Source organism: Azospirillum humicireducens (genome assembly GCF_001639105.2).
GTDB lineage: Bacteria > Pseudomonadota > Alphaproteobacteria > Azospirillales > Azospirillaceae > Azospirillum > Azospirillum humicireducens.
In genome coordinates, this window is sequence record NZ_CP015285.1 from 1438556 (window position 1) to 1458819 (window position 20264).

Annotated in this window: 17 protein-coding genes; 8 read left to right on the top strand and 9 right to left on the bottom strand. The window is 67.8% G+C overall.

The window, feature by feature from the left end; all coding sequences use genetic code 11:
- Positions 1-147: 147 nt before the first annotated feature.
- Entirely contained in the window at positions 148-480 is a 333-nt protein-coding gene (cutA, locus tag A6A40_RS06575; protein WP_063634685.1) for a divalent-cation tolerance protein CutA, read from the bottom strand.
- Positions 481-606: 126 nt separating this feature from the next.
- Between cutA and A6A40_RS06580 the strand changes: the two genes are divergently transcribed.
- The gene (locus A6A40_RS06580; RefSeq protein WP_063634686.1) at positions 607-924 is read left to right on the top strand and encodes a hypothetical protein; all 318 of its coding nucleotides are present in this window, start codon (positions 607-609) and stop codon (positions 922-924) included.
- 57 nt (positions 925-981) lie between these two features.
- Here the strand turns inward: A6A40_RS06580 and A6A40_RS06585 are convergent, their stop codons facing one another.
- The 6 genes from A6A40_RS06585 to A6A40_RS06610 all read right to left on the bottom strand — a co-directional run bounded on the left by A6A40_RS06585 (position 982) and on the right by A6A40_RS06610 (position 7313).
- The gene (locus tag A6A40_RS06585; protein ID WP_063634687.1) at positions 982-2181 is read right to left on the bottom strand and encodes a hybrid sensor histidine kinase/response regulator; all 1200 of its coding nucleotides are present in this window, start codon (positions 2179-2181) and stop codon (positions 982-984) included.
- A gap of 279 nt (positions 2182-2460) precedes the next feature.
- Entirely contained in the window at positions 2461-2673 is a 213-nt protein-coding gene (locus A6A40_RS31080) for a DUF1127 domain-containing protein (RefSeq protein ID WP_082860746.1), read from the bottom strand.
- Between the two features lie 255 nt (positions 2674-2928).
- Complete coding sequence (locus A6A40_RS06595) at positions 2929-3492, bottom strand: ClbS/DfsB family four-helix bundle protein (RefSeq protein WP_269467683.1); 564 nt, start codon at positions 3490-3492, stop codon at positions 2929-2931.
- A 159-nt stretch (positions 3493-3651) separates the two neighbouring features.
- Positions 3652-4653, bottom strand: a complete 1002-nt coding sequence (glpX, locus tag A6A40_RS06600) for a class II fructose-bisphosphatase (protein ID WP_174718510.1) — start codon at positions 4651-4653, stop codon at positions 3652-3654.
- A gap of 81 nt (positions 4654-4734) precedes the next feature.
- Entirely contained in the window at positions 4735-6039 is a 1305-nt protein-coding gene (locus tag A6A40_RS06605; RefSeq protein ID WP_063634689.1) for a homoserine dehydrogenase, read from the bottom strand.
- Positions 6039-7313, bottom strand: a complete 1275-nt coding sequence (locus A6A40_RS06610) for an LL-diaminopimelate aminotransferase (protein WP_063634690.1) — start codon at positions 7311-7313, stop codon at positions 6039-6041. The genes A6A40_RS06605 and A6A40_RS06610 overlap by 1 nt, the downstream gene beginning before the upstream one ends.
- A gap of 337 nt (positions 7314-7650) precedes the next feature.
- Between A6A40_RS06610 and A6A40_RS06615 the strand changes: the two genes are divergently transcribed.
- The gene (locus A6A40_RS06615; RefSeq protein WP_063634691.1) at positions 7651-9723 is read left to right on the top strand and encodes a methyl-accepting chemotaxis protein; all 2073 of its coding nucleotides are present in this window, start codon (positions 7651-7653) and stop codon (positions 9721-9723) included.
- 54 nt (positions 9724-9777) lie between these two features.
- On the opposite strand, the gene A6A40_RS06620 is transcribed toward A6A40_RS06615, so the two are convergent.
- Positions 9778-10857 (bottom strand): response regulator, encoded by a 1080-nt coding sequence (locus tag A6A40_RS06620; protein ID WP_063634692.1) that lies wholly within the window; start codon positions 10855-10857, stop codon positions 9778-9780.
- Between the two features lie 189 nt (positions 10858-11046).
- Between A6A40_RS06620 and A6A40_RS06625 the strand changes: the two genes are divergently transcribed.
- From A6A40_RS06625 to A6A40_RS06645, 5 genes are all read left to right on the top strand, one after another.
- Complete coding sequence (locus tag A6A40_RS06625) at positions 11047-11619, top strand: peroxidase-related enzyme (RefSeq protein WP_063634693.1); 573 nt, start codon at positions 11047-11049, stop codon at positions 11617-11619.
- A 57-nt stretch (positions 11620-11676) separates the two neighbouring features.
- A complete protein-coding gene (gene sppA / locus A6A40_RS06630) occupies positions 11677-13428 on the top strand; it encodes a signal peptide peptidase SppA (protein WP_063634694.1) in 1752 nt (583 codons plus the stop codon).
- Positions 13429-13497: 69 nt separating this feature from the next.
- Positions 13498-15393: an ABC-F family ATP-binding cassette domain-containing protein gene (locus A6A40_RS06635; protein WP_063634695.1), complete on the top strand. Its 1896-nt coding sequence runs from the start codon at positions 13498-13500 to the stop codon at positions 15391-15393.
- Positions 15390-16109 (top strand): exopolysaccharide biosynthesis protein, encoded by a 720-nt coding sequence (locus tag A6A40_RS06640; protein WP_063634696.1) that lies wholly within the window; start codon positions 15390-15392, stop codon positions 16107-16109. Before A6A40_RS06635 ends, A6A40_RS06640 begins: the two co-directional genes overlap by 4 nt.
- A gap of 43 nt (positions 16110-16152) precedes the next feature.
- Positions 16153-16734, top strand: coding sequence for a class I SAM-dependent methyltransferase (locus tag A6A40_RS06645; RefSeq protein WP_063634697.1), 582 nt, complete (start codon positions 16153-16155; stop codon positions 16732-16734).
- A gap of 16 nt (positions 16735-16750) precedes the next feature.
- On the opposite strand, the gene A6A40_RS06650 is transcribed toward A6A40_RS06645, so the two are convergent.
- On the bottom strand, positions 16751-17257 hold the full coding sequence (locus tag A6A40_RS06650; RefSeq protein ID WP_063634698.1) for a hypothetical protein: 507 nt from the start codon (positions 17255-17257) through the stop codon (positions 16751-16753).
- Positions 17258-17501: 244 nt separating this feature from the next.
- Here A6A40_RS06650 and mutS point away from each other — a divergent pair, with 244 nt between their 5' ends.
- The gene (mutS, locus tag A6A40_RS06655) at positions 17502-20195 is read left to right on the top strand and encodes a DNA mismatch repair protein MutS (protein WP_063634699.1); all 2694 of its coding nucleotides are present in this window, start codon (positions 17502-17504) and stop codon (positions 20193-20195) included.
- Positions 20196-20264: the final 69 nt, after the last annotated feature.

Here is a 20264-nt window from a genome sequence, read left to right on the forward strand (position 1 = left end):
CGCCGGTTCGCGTCGATTGTCGCGCCCGCCCGAAGGAGCGGACAAGTCAGGCGACCCGTACCGTCAACTGCAGCGCGCGACCTTGATCGACGTCAAGATCCTGTTTCGGCATGTGGCGGTTGCGCGGCTGGTCTGCCTTCCGGCGGCTCAGTCCGTTTCCGCCCGCAGCCAGTCCAGATAGGCGGTGTTGCCGCGCCCGGCCGCAAGCTCCACCACGCATGGGGTGTCGTAGCTGTGCAGGTCACGCACCCGGACGGTCAGCCGGTCGAACAGTGAGGACCGGGTCTTGGCGATCAGCACCGCCTCGTCCGCCTGTTCGATGCTGCCGTTCCATCGATAGACGGATGTCATGCCGTCCAGAATGTTGACGCAGGCGGCCAGCCGCTCCTCCACCAGGGAGCGGCCGATGCGGAGCGCCTCGTCCCTGGAACCGGCGGTGATGTAGGCGAAGACGAGAGGGTCGGTGCCGGTCTCACGCATGGAAGGGCTCCTCCTTTTCGATGCATCCGGAATGCGCTTTCGCGTAGGATGCCCGCACTTTGCCACAGCCCCCGCCGGGGCTGGCAATCCCCCGTCCCGTCCCGCATCCGCAAGAGTCGCCCGTCCATGGCCAAGCCCCGCCGCTCCACGTCCCGCAGCGCCCCGTCAGACGTCCAGCGGGCTTGGCTGCGCCGCGGTCTGGACCAGCCGGGCGGCAAGCTGCCGCTGTTCGACGAACGCGGACAGCGCGTGAAGAAGGCGACGGTCGAAGCCTGCCTGAAGGCGGGATGGGCGGAACGCTGGTTTGACAATCCGTTGAAGCCGGACTGGCTGGTGTGCCGCCTGACCGAGGCCGGTCGCTCCGCTCTGACCGGGAATGGCCAGGATGGCGAGGTCCCCGCCGACGGGGCGGAGGACGATGCCCGCCAGGGTGCGCTGATCTGAACTCGACCGGTCGGGAGGCGGTGTGGCCGCGTCTGCAGAATCGCTCCCGGTCTGCCTCTACTGGGCGGCCTGGGCGATGCCGTCGATGCGCTTGATCCTAAGCTGCCTGTCGATCTCGGCCTGCAGCTGGCGCGGGGTCACAGGCTTGTGCAGCATGGCCACGCCATGGGCCGAGACGTCGGCCAGCGTGTCGATGCCGGTTTCCCCGGTCAGGATCAGAGCCGGAATCTCCGCTCCATAGCGTTCCCGCACGCGGCGGATCACCTCGGTGCCGACACGACCCTCACGCAACCGGTAATCGGCGATCACGATGTCGGGCGCCCGGTCCAGCGCCTCCAGCCGGTCCATCGCCCGGTCTGCACCGTCAGCGGCAACCACGCGGAACCCCCACTCCGTCAGCACCGTCTGCAGCCCCAGCAGCACCACGGCGTCGTCATCGACCAACACGGCCAGCCGCGGCCGGTCGATGACGGGCCGCCGGTCAACCCCGCCAGCACGGGTCGGGATGAGGCGGGCCGGCGCCAGCGGCACCAGCACCCGGAAGGCGGAGCCCTGTCCCTGCACCGAGCGCACCTGAACCGGGTGGTCGAGCAGTTGCGACAGCCGCCGCACGATGGCCAACCCAAGCCCCAGGCCGCGCAGCCGGTCGCGCTCCGGATTGCCGACCTGATGGAACTCCTCGAAGATGCGGTCGAGATGTTCGGGCGGAATGCCGATGCCGGTGTCCTGAACCTCGATGGCCAGTCTCTCGCCATCCACCCGGCAGCGGATGCGGATGGCTCCGGCCTCGGTGTAGCGCAGGGCGTTGTCGACCAGATTGCGCAGCAGCTGCATCAGCAGGCCGCGGTCGGTGCGCAGCACGGCGTCGCATCCCTGCACCCGCCAGACCAGCCCCTTGGCGGTGGCCTGCCCGGCATAGGCGGAATCGAGCGCGTCGGTGATCTCGCCGGCGGCAAAGGTGTCCAGCACCGGCGTCACCACGCCGGCCTCCAGCCGGGAGACCTCCAGCAGCCCGTCCAACAGCCCCTTCATGGTGTCCAGCCCCTGGTCGAGCCGGGACAGCAGATCGCGCCCGTTGTGGTCGCCGACATGACGGGCCAGCGCCGCGGACAGGAAGAACAGCGCTTGCAGGGGCTGGCGGAGATCGTGACTGGCGGCGGCAAGGAATTTCGACTTGGCGAGATTTGCGCGCTCGGCTTCCTCCCGGGCGGCGTCGCGCTCCGCTTCCAGCGACTGAAGGCGATGAATGAGACTCATGCGGCCACGGCTCTCACGGAGGAATGGGGTTCCCGAAGGCGCCCCGTTTCCATTTTGGAACAGAACCGGGGTTAATGTTAAACTGCATTAACCATGACTGTGCTGCAGCGCGCAACCCTTCCCAGGCATATGTGCCGCATGGGCAGGGTCGACGAAGAAAAGGTTAATGCCTGCGAATATGCGAAAGCCCCGGCAATTTTCCGAGGCTTTCCGCATTCGGGACTCAGATGGGCCACCGGCCGCCAGACGCTTTGGGCAAACCCTTCGATAGTCTGTCTATCAGAAGCCGCGGCGAACAGCGTTGTGGATCTCGCCACGGGTCAGACCGATGTCGGACAGTTCGGCGTCGGACATATGATTCAGCTCACTTTCCGCGCGGCGAAGTTCCATCCGTTCACGGACCCAATGAACGATACGATGAAGAACAGTGATATCCTTTGTTCTGACATCGAACAATTCGCCGGACGTTGACTGGATCGAAGAGTAGGCCATGATGATCTCCTGCGCTTGGCGCTCGATTACATGGACCCATTTTGCCTCTCGCGGCAGCGAAATCAATGATGCACCCTCTGCGGCCCAACGGCAGCAGACCTGCGGGGATTCGATGGATACTTCGTAGTCAAATCAACGCGGACATGGGGATGCGTCGCTATACGGATCCTTGACCCGGATTTCGCGATACCCAATATCGCTTATAAGGCAATGGTTTGGCACCATTCGCGACCAGGGTGCGTCATCGGGGCGGGCTTACGGTCCCGCCGTGCCGGGTGTTCCCGCGCCTTTCAGCCACTTGCGCAGCCGGGCGCGCGCATTGGCATAGGGCGACGAAGTGTTGAGCTGGATCATCCGGCCTTGGGTGTGCTTTCCATACCAAGGGGCACCATACAGCGACGCATCGGTTTCCCCCTCGACCAGGGCAATGATGCGGGCATTCACATTGGTAAACTGCCGCAGCAGGTCGGTATAGGCGACACCAGCTTGGTCGGCATAGAATTTCTGCGCCAGACGGCCGAGTTCGTTCCACTTGAAGCCGGTTTCAGGAAAATCCACCGGCTCCCCGCTGGCTTTGCCGCCGCACCATTTCAGCACCAGCAGGTTCCAGCCGATCAGGTAGGCAACCAGATCGGCCACACTCATCTGCGTGCCCAGGACATGACCGTCAAGGGTCGCTTCCCGTGCGCGCTCAGGCGGCACACTGGCGAGATCTGCGGCCAGTCTCACATAGGTCTTGCTGATCGCGTCCAGCAATTCCCGTCTGCTTTGCGGCACAGCTATGCCGGTCTTCCCGATGCTGCCACCAATGCCGGACATCCTGCCCGACCCATATTCCCCCGACCCATGTTCCAGTGTGATGGAAACAGGCTGGACGGCGTCCGCCGGACTGGTTACCGGGTCGGCGCCGACTTGAAAAAGGCGCGCGGGGGTCGTCCCCCCGCGCGCCCGTCCGACCGGCGCTTCCGGCAGGAATGCTTACTTCACCGCCGGCTTGCGGGTCAGGTTGTGGTGTGCCTCGATGTAGCGGACCGTACCCGACTTGGAGCGCATGATGACCGAGTGGGTGTAGGCGCCGCCCGGAACGCGGCGGACACCCTTCAGCATGGCGCCGTCGGTCACGCCGGTGGCGGCGAACATGACGTTGCCACGCGCCAGCTCGTGCAGGCTGTACTTCTTGTCCAGGTCGGTGACGCCCCACTTGGCGGCGCGGGCCTTCTCGTCGTCGTTGCGGAACAGCAGACGGCCCTGGAACTGGCCACCGATGCAGCGCAGGGCCGCAGCGGCCAGCACGCCTTCCGGCGCACCGCCGGAGCCGACATACATGTCGACACCGGTGCCGGCCTGGCTGGTGGCGATGACGCCCGACACGTCGCCGTCGTTGATCAGCATGATGCGGGCGCCGGCTTCACGGACGCGGGCGATCAGCTCGGCATGGCGCGGACGGTTCAGGATGCAGACCAGCAGCTCCTGCACCTCGGTGCCCTTGGCGGCAGCCAGCGCCTTCAGGTTGTTGGCGGGCGTCTCGTCCAAATCGACGATGTTGTCCGGCAGGCCGGCACCGACGGCGATCTTGTCCATGTAGACGTCGGGGGCGTTCAGGAAGCCGCCCTCCTCCGCCATGGCGATGACGGCCAGCGAGTTCGGGCCGCCGGTGGCGCAGATGGTGGTGCCTTCCAACGGATCGAGCGCAATGTCGACCTTCGGGCCGGAGCCGATGCCGGCACCGACCTTCTCGCCGATGTAGAGCATCGGGGCTTCGTCGCGCTCACCCTCGCCGATCACGACGGTGCCGTCGATGTAGAGCGTGTTCAGTGCCTGGCGCATGGCGTCGACCGCGGCCTGGTCGGCCAGCTTCTCGTCACCGCGACCCATCAGCAGCGAGGCCGACAGGGCGGCGGCCTCGGTCACGCGGACGGCCTCCAGCGCGAGGTTGCGGTCCATGTGGGACAGGTCGACATGCGTAGACGGCGTAGACATCGTGTGCTCCCCCCGACTCTTCGGTCGTATCAGGCTGTGTTTGGTCAGGCTGTGCTTGGTTATTGTGGGAAACTGTCCCGATCAGAACTGCTCGATCCGGATCATCCGCGGCGGCTCAAGCACATTGTCGCTGGCTGCGATGGTCGCAAGCGCGCGCTGCATGGCCGCCTCGTCGGTGTCGTGGGTGGTGAGGACCACCGGAACGCCTTCGCCCGGCGAGCGGCCGCGCTGCAGGAACTGCTCCATGGAGACGTTCTGGTCGCGCATCGCCGCTGCGATATCCGCTATCACACCGGGACGGTCCACGACCATCAGGCGGACGTAGTACGACCCGCGGCGCGTCTCCATCGGCGAGGGGGGTGCCGCGCCAAGCCGATCGGCCGGAACGCCGAAGGTGGGCGTAGACCGCCCGCGCGCGATGTCGATCAGGTCGGCCACCACCGCCGACGCGGTCGGGCCGGCACCGGCGCCGCGGCCGACGAACAGCACCCGGTCGGCGAAGTCGGCCTGGGCCACCACGGCGTTGAACACGCCGTCCACCGAGGCGATTGGGGCGGTCTTCGGCACCATGCAGGGATGGACGCGCTGCTCGACGCCTGCATCGGTGCGGCGCGCGATGCCCAGCAGCTTGATGCGGAAGCCCAGCTGGTCGGCATAATCGAAATCGATCGCCGACACCTGCCGGATGCCCTCGACATAGACCGACGGGAAATCGACCGGCGTGCCGAAGGCGACCGATGCGAGGATCGCCAGCTTGTGGGCGGCATCGACGCCGTCGATGTCGAAGCTGGGATCGGCCTCGGCATAGCCCAGGGCCTGGGCATCGGCCAGAACGTCGGCGAAGTCGCGGCCGGTGGTCCGCATCTCCGTCAGGATATAGTTGCAGGTGCCGTTCAGGATGCCGTGGATTTCCGACACGGCATTGCCGGCCAGCCCCTCGCGCAGCCCCTTGATGATCGGGATGCCGCCGGCAACCGCCGCCTCGAAGGCGACGGTCAGACCGCGCGCTTCGGCCTTCTGCGCGATCTCGGTGCCGTGGACCGCCAGCAGGGCCTTGTTGGCGGTGACCACATGCTTGCCGGTCTCGATTGCGGTGGCGACGGTATCGCGGGCCGGACCTTCCGATCCGCCGATCAGTTCCACCACCAGATCGGCACCGGATTGGGCCGCCATGGCAACGGGATCGTCGAACCATTGGACCTTCGACAGATCGACGCCACGGTCCTTGCCCTTGGAGCGGGCGCTGACCGCGACCACCTCGATCCGGCGGCCGCAGCGCTGTTCGATCAGCGAGGCTTGGGTGTCCAGCAGCTTCAGGACGCCGGCGCCGACCGTACCGAGGCCGGCGACTGCGATTTTCAGGGGGGCTTGCTGGGCGTTCGGCATCAGGCTTTCGCTTTCTCGGATTCCAGAAGGGCGGCGCGGGCCGCCGGGTCCTTGCTCGCCGCAACGCCGCCGGCGTTGGAACGGAAGAACTCCTTGATGTTGCGGGTCGCCTGACGGATGCGGTGGACATTCTCCACCATCGCCAGACGGACATGGCCGTCGCCGTATTCGCCAAAGCCGATGCCGGGAGCAACCGCGACCTCCGCCTGCTGCAGCAACAGCTTGGAGAACTCCAGCGAGCCCAGATGGGCGAACTGCGGCGGGATCGGCGCCCAGGCGAACATCGACGCCTTCGGGCTGGGGACTTCCCAGCCGGCGGCGGCCAGACCCTCGATCATCACGTCGCGGCGCTGCTTGTACATGTCGCGCACCTGCTGCACACAGTCCTGCGGACCGTTCAGCGCGGCTGCAGCGGCGACCTGGATCGGCGTGAAGGCGCCGTAGTCGAGATACGACTTGATGCGGGCCAGCGCCGTGATCAGCGTCTTGTTGCCGGTGGCGAAGCCGATGCGCCAGCCGGCCATCGAATAGGTCTTCGACATCGAGGTGAACTCGACCGCGATCTCGCGGGCTTCCGGGATCTCCAGGATCGACGGCGGCGGGTCGTTGTCGAAGAAGATCTCGGCATAGGCCAGATCGGACAGGATGTAGATGCCGTGCTTGCGGCAGAACTCGACGATCGGGCGGTAGAAGTCCAGCCCCACCACCTCGGCCGTCGGGTTCGACGGATAGTTCAGCACCAGCGCCAGCGGCTTCGGCACGCTGTGGCGCACGGCGCGCTCCAGCATGATCATGAAGCTGTCGATGTCGGTCGACGCCCCGTTCTCCATGCCCACCGGCAGGTGGCGCACCGAGGCGCCGGCCAGGATGAAGCCGAAGGGATGGATCGGATAGCTGGGGTTCGGCACCAGGATGATATCGCCGGGGCTGGTGATCGCCTGGGCGAGGTTCGCCAGACCTTCCTTCGAGCCGATGGTGACGATGCACTCCGTCTCCGGATCGACATCGACGTTGAAGCGGCGCTTGTAATAGGCGGCATGCGCCTTGCGCAGGCCGGGGATGCCGCGGGAGTTCGAGTAGCGGTGCGTCTTCGGATCGCGCACGGCCTCGACCAGCTTGTCGACGATGTGCTGCGGGGTCGCCTGGTCGGGGTTGCCCATGCCGAGGTCGATGATGTCGGCGCCATTAGCTCGAGCTCGCGCCTTCATCGCGTTCACTTCGGCGAAGACGTAGGGCGGCAGGCGCTTGATGCGATGGAATTCGGTGTTGGACATGGACGCTCCGGAAGACCGCTCCGGTCACGCCACGAACCCAAGAGACCTGCGGACCGGGACCCACGTTCTACCGCCCCGACGCGACGGAAGCGAGGCAAATTTCGCGTCAGCAGCCGGCAGGCCCCCGTCTTGCCCCTGGACGATCGCTATCGGCGGTCCAAGGCCCCGATCTCCGGGCGCTCCGGCTCGACGACCCCCAAAAACCCACTTGGATCATGGTTGGACCTAACTGTGTCTTAACCGATTAGCTTTCATACCCTCGCGCGCTGGGGTCGGTCCTAAGGTATTACGAACCATCCCAAGGCGTTCGACGGAGCCGCATAGGTGGAGATATGATATGACCTCGCTTCTGAAAGCCATCGACCGCCTGCTCGGCAATATGCGCGTCATGCGGAAGCTGGCTCTCGCCCTGTCAATTCCGATGGCGGGCGTGGTCGTGACATCCTCGCTGCTCGTCTGGGACCAGTGGCAGGCAAGCCGCCGCGCCGACGATCTGGCGTCCGTCACCCGGCTGTCCGTCGGTATGACGAATCTCGTGCACGAGCTTCAGAAGGAGCGCGGCTCGTCATCGGTGTTTCTCAGCGGCAAGCTGGACGAGGACCGGCGACGCATGGAAACGGTGCGCACGGCATCGGATGGCAAGCTGACGGAGTTGATGCCGCAGTTCGCCGCCGCGCGCATCCGCGATCCCCATGTGGCCGCGGCGATCACCAACGCCCGCGACGCATTGTCGCAGCTTGCCGGTCTGCGCAACGGTGTGAACGCCATGACGCAGTCGCCGTTGGAAACCGTGGCGAGCTATACGGCCATGATCCGTAAGCTGCTGGACGCCGCCGGTCAGGCCCGCACGATGTCCAACGACGGCGACCAGTTGCGCGCCGCCGATGCCATGGTTTCCCTGTCGGAAGCGAAGGAACGGCTCGGGCAGCAGCGTGCGGTCGGCGGCGCCGCCTTCCGCAAGGACCGGTTCCCGGCTGACGCACATGAGCGGTTCATCGAGCTGACCGGCGAATACAAGGCGCTGATGTCCGGCCTGAAGGCCAAGATGACGGACGAGGAAGCGGCCTTCTTCGACCGGACCGTCTCCGGCAGCGTCGTGGATGAAGTGGAGCGAATGCGCCGGATCGGCGTGGCCTCCGCCTATGGCGCGGGAAACCAGGGGGTGGATGCCGGCAAGTGGTTCGACGCCATCACCGTCACCATCGATATGCTGCGCACCGTCGAGAAGCGGGTGGCCGACGACCTGATCGCGCTCGCCAGCCGTGACGTCCGCAACTCGATGGCCCGCCTGTCCGGTGTGATCGCCGGGGTGGCCGCTCTGCTGGTGGCGATGACGCTGATCGCCGTGCTGGTCGCCCGCAACATCACCCGTCCGATCGCCCGTCTGAACTCGGACATGGCGCGGATGGAGGCGGGTGAGCGCGACCTGACCATCGGTGGGTCAGATCGCACCGACGAGCTGGGCGCCATGGCCCGCCGCCTGGATCAGTTCCGCCTGAGCCTGGCCGAGGCCGACCGGCTCGCCGCCGAACAGCGGCGACAGCAGGAGGACCGCCTGCGCGAAGCCGAGCGGCTGGAGGGGCTGGTGGCCGAGTTCGACCGGCACATCGAATCGGTGTCCGAACGGCTGGCCGGAGCGGCCTCCGGCCTGCGCGGCAATGCCGAGCAGATGAGCCGCATCGCCTCCAACACGGAAGAGCGTGTGCTGTCGGTCGCCCGCGCATCCGAAGGCGCGTCCAGCAACGTCCAGGCGGTCGCCGCCGCGACGGAGGAGCTGACCGCCTCCATCGCCGAGATCGGGCGCCAGATGGCGGGCTCGACCGTAATGGCGGAACAGGCCGTCACCGACGTGCGCCACACCGCGGACGTGATCGCCGATCTCAGCGATGCCGCGCAACAGGTTGGCGAGATCGTGCGGATGATCACCGAGATCGCCAGCCAGACCAACCTTCTCGCCCTCAACGCCACCATCGAGGCCGCGCGGGCCGGAGAGGCCGGCAAGGGCTTTGCCGTCGTGGCACAGGAGGTGAAGCAACTGGCGAACCAAACGGCCAAGGCCACGGGAGACATCACCGCCAAGGTCGCCGAAATCCAATCCGCCACCGGCCAGACCGTGCAGGCCATCGGCGCCATCGGCAAAGTCGTCACCAGCATCGAGGAGAACATCTCCGCCGTCGCCGCCGCAGTTGAGGAACAGAACGCCGCGACCGCCGAAATCGGCCGCAATGTCCGGCAGGCGGCTGACGGCACCGATCAGGTTTCCCACAATGCCGCCCTGGTCAGCACCGAAGCCGGCCGCGCCGGAGCCATGGCGAAGGAGGTGCTGTCGATGGCCGACGCCCTCAAGCAAAACGCCGACAGCCTGCGCAGCGACGTGGCGGCCTTCATCGGACAGATCCGGGCGGCGTAGGGGAATGGATGGGGCTGGATGACCGTGGTGAAGGCTCGTCGCTGACTGCCGGCCTCACCCCCGCCCCGCCTCGCCGGCCTTGGCATATTTCCGCTTCGCCACCTCCAGCGACGCCAGCAGCTGCTGCCCGGTGGCGCCGCCGTCGCCGCTGACGCGTCCGGTCATCACCGCCTTGATCGCATCGACATGGGCCTTGAACAGCAGATGCTCGTTGGCGGTCACCGCGGTCAGGCCGCCGCGGGTGGCCTCGTAGAGCGACTTGGCGATGTGGGTGATCAGCGGATAGCCGAAGATGCCCCCCTGCCCGCGCATCTCATGGGCGGAGCGGTTGACCTGTGCCAGCAGGCCGGACACGGCGTCCGGCTCGCGCGGCAGACGGTCGACGCGGCGGCCCATTTCCTCCACCTCCGCCCCGATCCAGACGGCATAGTCGCCGGCCCGGTTCAGGATCTCCTCCTCCGCCGCGGCCAGCACCTCCGGCGGCAGGGTAGGAACCGGGTCGCGCGGAGCGAGGCCGACCTTGGCGCCCAGCCGGTTGGGCAGGTCGAAATAGATCACCGGGAAGCGGTCGATTCCGCGCGCCTTCGATGCGCTGTGCACCACCAGGATTTCCGATGGCGCGGTCGTACGGCAATCCATGGCGACCGGCTTGTCGGTGCGGCGGCGGTCCGGGCCGAAATACCCCTTGGCCAGAACGAAGCGGCGCGGCCGGGCAATGGCGAACAGAAGCCGGCTGGCGATGGTGTGCGCCGAAAAGGGCTTGGCGATGAAGTCGGTGGCGCCCAGATCGCGGGCCTGTTCCACATACTGTCGGTCGGCCGCACCCGATAGCATCAGGACCGGCAGGAACTTGTCCGGGCTCTTCGGGCTGTAGCGGATCCAGCGCAGCAGCATCAGCCCGTTCACCTCGGGCATCACCAGATCGGACAGGATCAGGTCGACCGGGGCGGTCCCTGGCGGCAGGGCAGCGCGGCGTTCCTCCAGCCATCGGATGGCGTCGGCGCCGCTCGCCGCCCCCTCAACCCGGCCGACACCGATGGCGCGCAGGGTGGCGGTCAGGACCGCGCGGATGAAGCCGCTGTCCTCCACCACAAGGACGGAGAGAAGTTCGAGCTTCGGCTGGGTCATCGCCATCTGATTGGCGCCATCTGCTTGGTAGAAAGGTCCATATCCCCGCATTCATCACGCCTTGTTCTTGCACAGCCACGCAGCTTTGGCGAGAGGCAAGCGTGGGAGGGAAGCTGGGCGAGACAGAAGGCGCCGCCGCGGTTACCTTCCGCCGGGCAAACAGACGCCCCAACCAACAACGAGAGGAATCGCCCGATGCCGCAGCCCGATCACGTCATGGCCCTGCCCCTGCCGGAAAAGCCGGAACTCGACCCCGACATGCAGGCGCTGTTCGACAAGTGCGTGGAGAAGCTGGGCTTCGTCCCCAACGTGCTCCAGGCCTACAGCCTGCGGCCGAAGAAGCTGCGCAATTTCGCCATGTTCTATAACGAGCTGATGCTGGGTGAGAGCGGGCTCAGCAAGCTGGAGCGGGAGATGATCGCGGTCGTCGTGTCATCGGCCAACCACTGCTATTACTGCCTCGTCGCCCATGGTCAGGCGGTGCGCAAGCTGTCCGGAGACCCTGAACTGGGCGAAATGCTGGTCGCGAACTATCGCGTCGCCCCGCTGGAACCGCGCCGGCGCGCCATGCTCGACTTCGCCTGGAAGCTGACGAAGGAGCCGATGTCGGTTGGCGAGCCCGACCGCGAGGCCCTGCGCGCCGTGGGATTCAGCGCGGAGGACATCTTCGACATTGCCGATACGGTCGGCTTCTACAACATGTCCAACCGTGTCGCGACCGCGGTGGACATGATCCCCAACCGCGAGTACCACAGCCAGGACCGTTAACGCCGATTCTTCAGCGCCGGTCGTCCGGCACCACCGAGGCCACACAGGGTTGGAATCATGAGGATCGTCCGCTTCTTCGTGCGACTGTTCGCCGTCATCGGCTTCCTGCTGGTGGCCGGGGCGGTGGCGGTGGTGGTGCTGGCCGTCCGCCACGAACCCGCCCTGCCCGACGCGGTGGTGCTGGAACTCGATCTGACCAAGCCGCTGGCCGAAAGCGAAAGCGGCAGGATCGGCAGCTTCTTCGAGCACCAGACGACCCTGCGCGAGGTGCTCGACGCGCTGGACGGCGGCCGGCGCGACCCCAAGGTGAAGGGCGTGCTGGCCCGCTTCGGTGACGACAGCATCGGCTTCGCCCAGACGCAGGAGTTGCGGGCGGCCATCGAGCGCTTCCGCGCCTCCGGCCGCTTCGCCGTCGCCTTTGCGGAGGAGTATGGCGGGGGCGGGCCGGGCAACCGCTCCTACCTGCTGGCCAGCGCGTTCGACGAGGTGTGGCTGCAGCCGCTCGGCACGCTGGGCATCACCGGCCTGTCGGTGGAACTGCCATTCGCCCGCGACGCCTTCGAACAGCTGGGCGTGCAGCCGCAATTCGCCCAGCGCGAGGAATACAAGAGCTTCGCCGATACCTTCACCAAGTCCGGCATGACCCCGGCCAACCGCGAGATGATGGAGGCGCTGGTCGCCGACCTCACCCGGCAGCTGGTCGACGGCATCGCCACCAGCCGGCGCCTCGCTCCCGCCGCCGTGCGGACGGCCATGGACAATGCGCCGCTGCTGAGTCGCGAGGCGCTGGACCGGAAGCTGGTCGACCGGCTCGGCTATGCCGACGAGGCGCGCGACGAGGCGCTGAAGCGGGCCGGCGCCGGGGCGGAACTGGTGGAGCCGTTCGACTATCTGTCGGTGGCCGGCGGCCCCAACGACACCGGCCCGACCATCGCGCTGATCCACGCCGTCGGAACCATCACCGGCGGCAAGAGCGAAAAGCCGGCGCTGGGCGAGGTCGCCGCCGGATCCGAGACCATCGTCGAAGCCATCGAGGAGGCGGCGGACGACCCCGACGTGCGCGCCATCCTGTTCCGCATCGACAGCGGCGGCGGCTCCGTCTCCGCGTCGGAGGCGATCCGGCGGGCGCTGGTCAAGGCGCGCCAGAACGGCAAGCCGGTGATCGCCAGCATGGGCGACGCCGCCGCGTCCGGGGGCTATTGGATCGCGCTGGCGGCCGACCGCATCGTCGCCTCGCCCGCCACCGTCACCGGCTCCATCGGCGTCGTCGCCGGCAAGTTCGGCGTTGCCGGCCTTTCCGACAAGCTGGGCGTCCATTGGGACCGCGTGCAGGGCGCCCGCAACGCCGGCCTGTGGTCGCCCGTGCGCCCCTTCGACGCCAGCGGGACGGAGCGGCTGAACGCCATCCTCGACGACACCTACGCCAACTTCCTGCAGCGGGTCGCCGAAGCCCGCCGCATGTCGCCGGATCAGGCGCGCAACGTCGCCAAGGGGCGGGTGTGGACCGGCGCGCAGGCACGCGAACTCGGCCTCGTCGACGAGTTGGGCGGGCAGGAACAGGCGCTGACCCTGGCCCGCACCGCCGCCAGACTGTCCCCGGACGCCGCGGTGACGCTGACCCCCTTCCCGCCGCCGAAATCCGTGACCGACCAGTTGATGGAGCTGATGTCCGGCCGCGGCGAACTGGTCGGCGCCATGGCCGCTGTGGCGGAACTGCGCCCCCTGCTGGCCCAGTTGCGGCCCCTGATCGCCGCCGTCCAGGGCGATGGCGTCCAGGCCCGCATGCCGGCGATGACTCTTGAGCGTTGAGGACAAAGCCGTGCCAATCGGCGGGCCCCGCTTCAAATCCGCGGGGTCCCGTGCTACATCCTCGCCGCTATGCTGCACATCAATGACCTGACCTTCCGCTTCGGCGGCCGAGTGTTGTTCGACCACGCCACCGCGGTCGTGCCCAAGGGGCACCGCGTGGCGCTGGTCGGGCGCAACGGCACCGGCAAGTCCACCCTGCTGAAGCTGATCTCGGGCCAGCTGCAGACCGATGCCGGCGCGGTCACGCTGCCGGCCGGCATGCGGATGGGCATGGTGGCGCAGGAGGCCCCCAGCGGCCCGACCTTGCTGATCGACGCCGTGCTGGCCGCCGATACCGAACGCACCGCCCTGCTGGCGGAAGCGGAGACGGCGACCGACCCGATGCGGATCGGCGAGATCCACGCAAGGCTCGCCGACATCGAGGCGCATTCGGCCCCGTCGCGCGCGGCACAGGTCCTCTCCGGCCTGGGCTTCGACGCCGAGGCGCAGCAACGGCCCTGCTCCGACTTCTCCGGCGGCTGGCGGATGCGCGTGGCGCTGGCCGGCGTGCTGTTCTCCCGCCCCGACCTGCTGCTGCTGGACGAGCCGACCAACCACCTCGACCTCGAAGCCACCATCTGGCTCGAGGGCTATCTGAAGAACTACCCGCACACGATCCTGCTGGTCAGCCACGACCGTGAGCTTCTGAACGCGGTGCCCACCACCACGATCCACATCGACCAGGGCAAGCTCGTCACCTACAGCGGCAATTACGACCAATTCCTGGCGCAGCGCCGCGCCAACCAGGAGCGCCTCGCCTCCATGGCCGCCAAGCAGGAGGCGCGCCGCAAGCACATGATGTCCTATGTCGACCGCTTCCGCTTCAAGGCCAGCAAGGCCCGTCAGGCGCAGAGCCGCCTGAAGCTGCTGGAGAAGATGGAGTCGATCACGCTGATGGAGGACGATCCCGAGGTCGTCTTCAACTTCCCGCCGCCCGACGAGCTGGCGCCGCCGCTGATCGCGCTTGAGGGGGTGAGCATCGGCTATGGCGACAAGGTCATCCTGCGCCGCGTCAACCTGCGCATCGACATGGAGGACCGCATCGGCCTCCTGGGCGCCAACGGCAACGGCAAGTCGACGCTGGTCAAGCTGCTGGCCAACCGGCTGCAGCCGATGGCCGGCGAGATGCGGCGGTCGTCCAAGCTGCGCATCGGCTATTTCGCCCAGCACCAGGCCGAGGAGCTGGATCTGTCGCTGACGCCGATCCAGCAGACCCAGCGCATCATGCCGCTGGCGCTGGAGGAGAAGGTCCGCGCCCATCTCGGCCGCTTCGGCTTCCCGCAGGCCAAGGCGGAGACCAAGATCGCCAGCCTGTCGGGCGGCGAGAAGGCGCGGCTGCTGCTGGCGCTGATGAGCCGGGAAGTCCCGCACATCCTGATGCTGGACGAACCGACCAACCATCTGGACATCGACAGCCGCGAAGCCCTGATCGAGGCGATCAACGACTTCCCCGGCGCCGTCATCATCATCAGCCACGACCCGCACCTGATCGAGATGACCGTCGACCGGCTGCTGCTGGTTGCCGACGGCACGGTGCAGAGCTATGACGGCGACCTGGACGATTACCGCCGCTACCTTCTGGACCGCGCCAAGGCGGAACGTGCGGTGGCGAAAGGCGGCCTGGACCGCGACGCCGGCCCGAACAAGAAGGACCAGCGCCGCGCCGCCGCCGAGGCGCGCACCGCGCTCGCCCCGCTGAAGCGCAAGGCGACCGATGCGGAAGCGCTGGTGAACAAGCTGAGCGAGGAAAAGCGCAAGATCGAGGCGAAGATGGCCGACCCCGCCCTCTACACCGGCCCGTCGGACAAGCTGACGAAGCTGCAGATCGATCTCGGCACGGTGGAGAAGAAGCTGGCGACCGCCGAGGAATGCTGGCTGGAGGCCCTCGAAGCCTACGAGAGCGCCGCGGCGGAGGCCGGCGTTTGAACGCCCGCCGGCACATTGACGACGCCGGAGGCGATGCGTTGGACCGGGAGGCGCTGGAACACGAGCCGCAGCGGGACGGCACCATCGCCCTGCCGGCGACCTGCACCGAGGTGGAGGAGGAACGCACCTCCGACGTTTTGGCCCGCTTCCGCGCCAATTTGCCGCCGGGACGGGTCACGTTGGGCGACCTGATCCGGGCGCTGGGCGACCGCTCGCTCGGCACCATCCTGCTGGCGCTGTCGCTGCCCACCATCGCCCCGGTGCCGCTGGGCGTGTCCTGCCTGTTCGACCTGCCCATCGTGCTCTACACCGCCCAGCTCGCCTTCGGGCGGCGCGGGGCGGGGCTGCCGGACTGGCTGCTGCGCCGCTCCATCGGCACGGGGCTGGCCGCCCGCACGCTGGACGCCGCCATGCCGCGGCTGGTGTGGATCGAACGGATGCTGAAGCCGCGGCTTCACCGCCTTGCCCGCATCGACCAGGAACGCTGGTTCGGACTGCTGCTGTTCATCCTGACGCTGACCTGCATCATCCCGCTGCCGCTGACCGGCTGGCTGCCGGGCTTCGCGCTTGTGTTGATCTCCCTCGGCCTGATCGAGCGCGACGGTGGCGCCATCGGCGTCGGGCTGGGGCTGACCGTGGCGGCGCTGGTGTTTTTGACGCTGGTGGCGAGCAGCCTGTCATACGCAGGTCACCAACTTCTGGCAGCAACGCTGTAGCAGGGCGGTCGCCGACGGGCCGTCCCGACACAGGGAGGCTCCGATGACCGACACGGCACCCGCCCCGCTTGCAGAATCCTGGCTGTTCTTCCGCCGCTGGCTGGCCGACCCCTGGGCAATGGGCTCCATCGCCCCATCCTCCCGATCCCTGCGCCGCCGCATCACCCGCGAGATCCGCTGCGATGCGGACGAGGTGGTGGTGGAGTTCGGCGGCGGTACCGGTCCGATCACCGCCGCGATCCTCGAGTCCGGCATTCCGGCAGACCGCCTGTTCAGCTTCGAGCTCGACCAGGATCTCGCCCGTCATCTGCGGCAGCGCTGCCCCGCCGTGACCGTGCTGGCCGAGGATTGCCGCAAGGCGCCGGACCTGTTGGGCGAGTCGCTGTGCGGCAAGGTGGGCACCGTGGTGATCGGCATCCCGATGATCACCTTCCCGCTCGCCTTCCAGCGCGAGGTGTTGGACGCGACCTTCAGAATCCTGCGGCCGGGCGGCCGTTTCCTCCTCTACAGCTTCATGCCGCATTCACCCCTGGACCGGGCGGCGCTGGGGCTTGAAGGCCGAAGGCTGGCCTTCACCCTGCAAAACCTGCCGCCCGCGTCCGTCTGGGGTTATTGGCGCGTCTGACGGCCGAAAGGCCGCGTCACGCCTCGCGCACCGACATATGGACATTGCCGCCGCCCTCACGATCCAGCAGGGCGGAGGCTTCCCGTTCCTGCTCGGGCGTCGTGACACGCACCCACAGGATGACGCCGCCGGCCTCCAGGGCGCGGGTGAACTCGTCGGGCTTGGGGTGGCTGGTCAGCTCGTCCAGATAATCCTTGATCGCCGCCCCGCCGACACCGGCGGCGACCAGGGCGGCCAGCGCCGCTTCGATCGGACCGCCGACGATGGCGATCAGGCCAGCGGTGGTCAGCGGAAAGGCGTATTTCAGTTCGCCCACCAGACCGGTCAGCGCCTCGTCCCGCGGCCTGCCCTTCGGATCGGCCGCATCCAGCGAGGCGTGGCTGGCCAGCACCGACAGGTCGGCGCGGTCGAAGCCGGCGGCCAGCAGCGCGTCGACTGCTTGGTTGAAGCCGGCGCGGGTGGAAAAGAGGGCAACGACCTCCCGCACCTCGGCGGGCGCCGCGTCCTGGGTCGTTTGCGTCATGATGGCCGTCTCCCTATTTTCATGGTCGGAGTTCCGTCCGATCGCGCGGGTTCCCCCGCAAGCATCCCAACGGGGCCCTGCCCTATTGTAGCGACCGGCGGCAAGCACCAGTCAACCGCCATGGGGACGCAGCCGGAGTCGGTCATCCGCGCCCGAATGCCCCGACACCGGCCATCCCGCCTATCCCGCGGCTGCATATCCCGTGATAGGGTGCGCCCCTGAAACAACACCCATCCACCGCCGCATGGTTCCCGTGTCCGCCACCGCAGAAATCGTCATCCCGCCCGACGCCACCCCGATGATGGCACAGTATCTGGAGATCAAGCAGGCGCATCCCGATTGCCTGCTGTTCTACCGGATGGGCGACTTCTACGAGATGTTCTTCGAGGATGCGGTGAATGCCGCCGCGGCTCTGGACATCGCACTGACCAAGCGCGGCCAGCATCTGGGCGAAGACATCCCCATGTGCGGCGTGCCGGTGCATAGCCACGAGAATTACCTGCAGCGCCTGATCCGCCAGGGCTTCCGCGTCGCCATCTGCGAACAGATGGAAGACCCGGCGGAGGCGAAGAAGCGCGGGGCGAAATCGGTGGTGAAGCGCGGCGTCATCCGCATCGTCACCCCCGGCACGCTGACCGAGGACAGCCTGCTCGATTCCCGCTCCTCCAACTGGCTGGCAGCGGTGGCGGAGGCGGCCGGCGGGCTGGGGCTGGCTTGGCTGGAGATGTCGACCGGCGAACTGGTGGTGCAGCCGGTGGAACGGTCCGGGCTGGGTGCCGCGCTCGGCCGGCTCGACCCGCAGGAGGTGCTGATCTCCGAGAAGCTGTCGCAGACGCCGGAGCTGTTCGAGCTTTGGGGGGAATGGAAGTCGCGGCTGACCGTGCAGCCCACCCCGCGTTTCGACAGTGAGAACAGCAAACAGCGCCTGCTGACCCTATATGGGGTCGGCACGCTGGACGCCTTCGGCAGCTTTACCAGGGCGGAGGTCGCGGCGGCCGGTGCGCTGGTCGGCTATGTCGAACTGACGCAGAAGGGCCGCGTCCCCCGCCTGTCGCCGCCGCGGCGCGTCGGACCGGGCGCGGTGATGGAGATCGACGCCTCCACCGCCCGCAACCTGGAACTGACCCGGACGCTGACCGGGGATCGGCGCGGCAGCCTGCTCGCCACCATCGACCGCACGGTGACGGGGGCCGGCGCGCGCCTGCTCTGCGCCCATCTGGCGGCGCCGCTGACCGATCCCGTCGCAATCGGCCGCCGGCTCGACATGGTGGAATTCGCGCTGACGGAGGAACGGCTGCGCGGCGACCTGCGCCAGTCCCTGCGCAGTTGCCCCGATCTGGAACGCGCTCTGTCGCGCCTGACGCTGGGCCGCGGCGGTCCACGCGATCTGGCCGCCATCCGCGACGGGCTGCGGCAGGCCGGGCTGATCCGCGAATTGCTGGCCGGGGCCATGCCGCTGCCGGACGGGCTGGCGGCGCTCGACAAGCGGCTGGGCGCCCATTCGGAGCTGGTCGACCAGCTGACCCAGGCGCTGGCGCCGGAGCTGCCGCTGCTGGCCCGCGATGGCGGCTTCATCGCCCGCGACTACAGCTATGCGCTGGACGAGCTGGTGACGTTGCGCGACGAGAGCCGACGGCTGATCGCCGGGCTGCAGACGAAATACGCTGAGATCGCCGGGGTTCCGTCGCTGAAGGTCAAGCACAACAACGTGCTGGGCTATCACATCGAAGTCACCGCCGCCCATGCCGACAAGCTGATGTCGGATCGGGGCCGCGAGGTCTTCATGCATCGACAGACCATGGCGAATGCCGTGCGGTTCGGCACGGTGGAGCTGTCGGATCTGGAACGCCGCATCTCCGAAGCCGCCGACAAGGCGCTGGCGGTGGAGCTGGAGCTGTTCGCCGGACTGGTGGAGTCGGTGGCGGCGAAAGCCGATGCCATCGCCCAGGCCGCCCATGCGCTGGCGGCGCTGGATGTCGCCACCTCGCTGGCTGAACTGGCGGAGGAGCGGCGCTACAGCCGGCCGCTGGTGGACGACAGCCTCGCCTTCGCCATCAAGGGCGGCCGGCATCCGGTGGTGGAGGCGGTGCTGGACGCCGCCCATGGCGGGCCGTTCGTCGCCAACGACTGCGACCTTGCGCCCGACAACCGGCTGTGGCTGCTGACCGGCCCGAACATGGCCGGTAAATCGACCTTCCTGCGCCAGAACGCGCTGATCGCCGTGCTGGCCCAGATGGGCAGCTTCGTTCCGGCGGAGCGGGCGCATATCGGCGTGGTCGACCGGCTCTACAGCCGCGTCGGCGCCGCCGACGACCTCGCCCGCGGACGGTCCACCTTCATGGTGGAGATGGTGGAAACGGCGGCGATCCTGAACCAGTCGGGCTCCCGCGCCCTGGTGATCCTGGACGAGATCGGCCGCGGCACCGCGACCTTCGACGGGTTGTCCATCGCCTGGGCCTGCGTCGAACATCTGCACGACGTCAACCGCTGCCGCGCGCTGTTCGCCACCCATTACCACGAACTGACGATGCTGGCCTCAAAGCTGCCGGCGCTGTCCTGCCACACCATGCGGATCAAGGAGTGGCAGGGCGACGTGGTGTTCCTGCATGAGGTGACGGCCGGTGCCGCCGACCGCAGCTATGGCATCCATGTCGCCAAGCTGGCCGGCCTGCCGCCCGCGGTGGTCGGACGGGCGGACGAGGTGCTGAAGCTGCTGGAATCGGGCGACCAGAACGCGACGATCCACCGGCTGGCCGAAGACCTGCCGCTGTTCAGTGCCGCGTTGAAGCGGCCGGCACCGAAGGCCGAGGTGGTGGCGGAAGCGCCCGCCGGACCCTCGCCGGTGGAGGAAGCCCTGGCGGGAATCGACCCGGACAGCCTGACGCCACGGCAGGCGCTGGACGAGCTTTACCGCCTGCGGGGGCTGCTGCGGCACTGAGCGAACGCCCCCCCCCCCGCTCCGCCAACAATCATTGCAAACAAAAAGCCCCTCCCCCGCTGCTGCGAG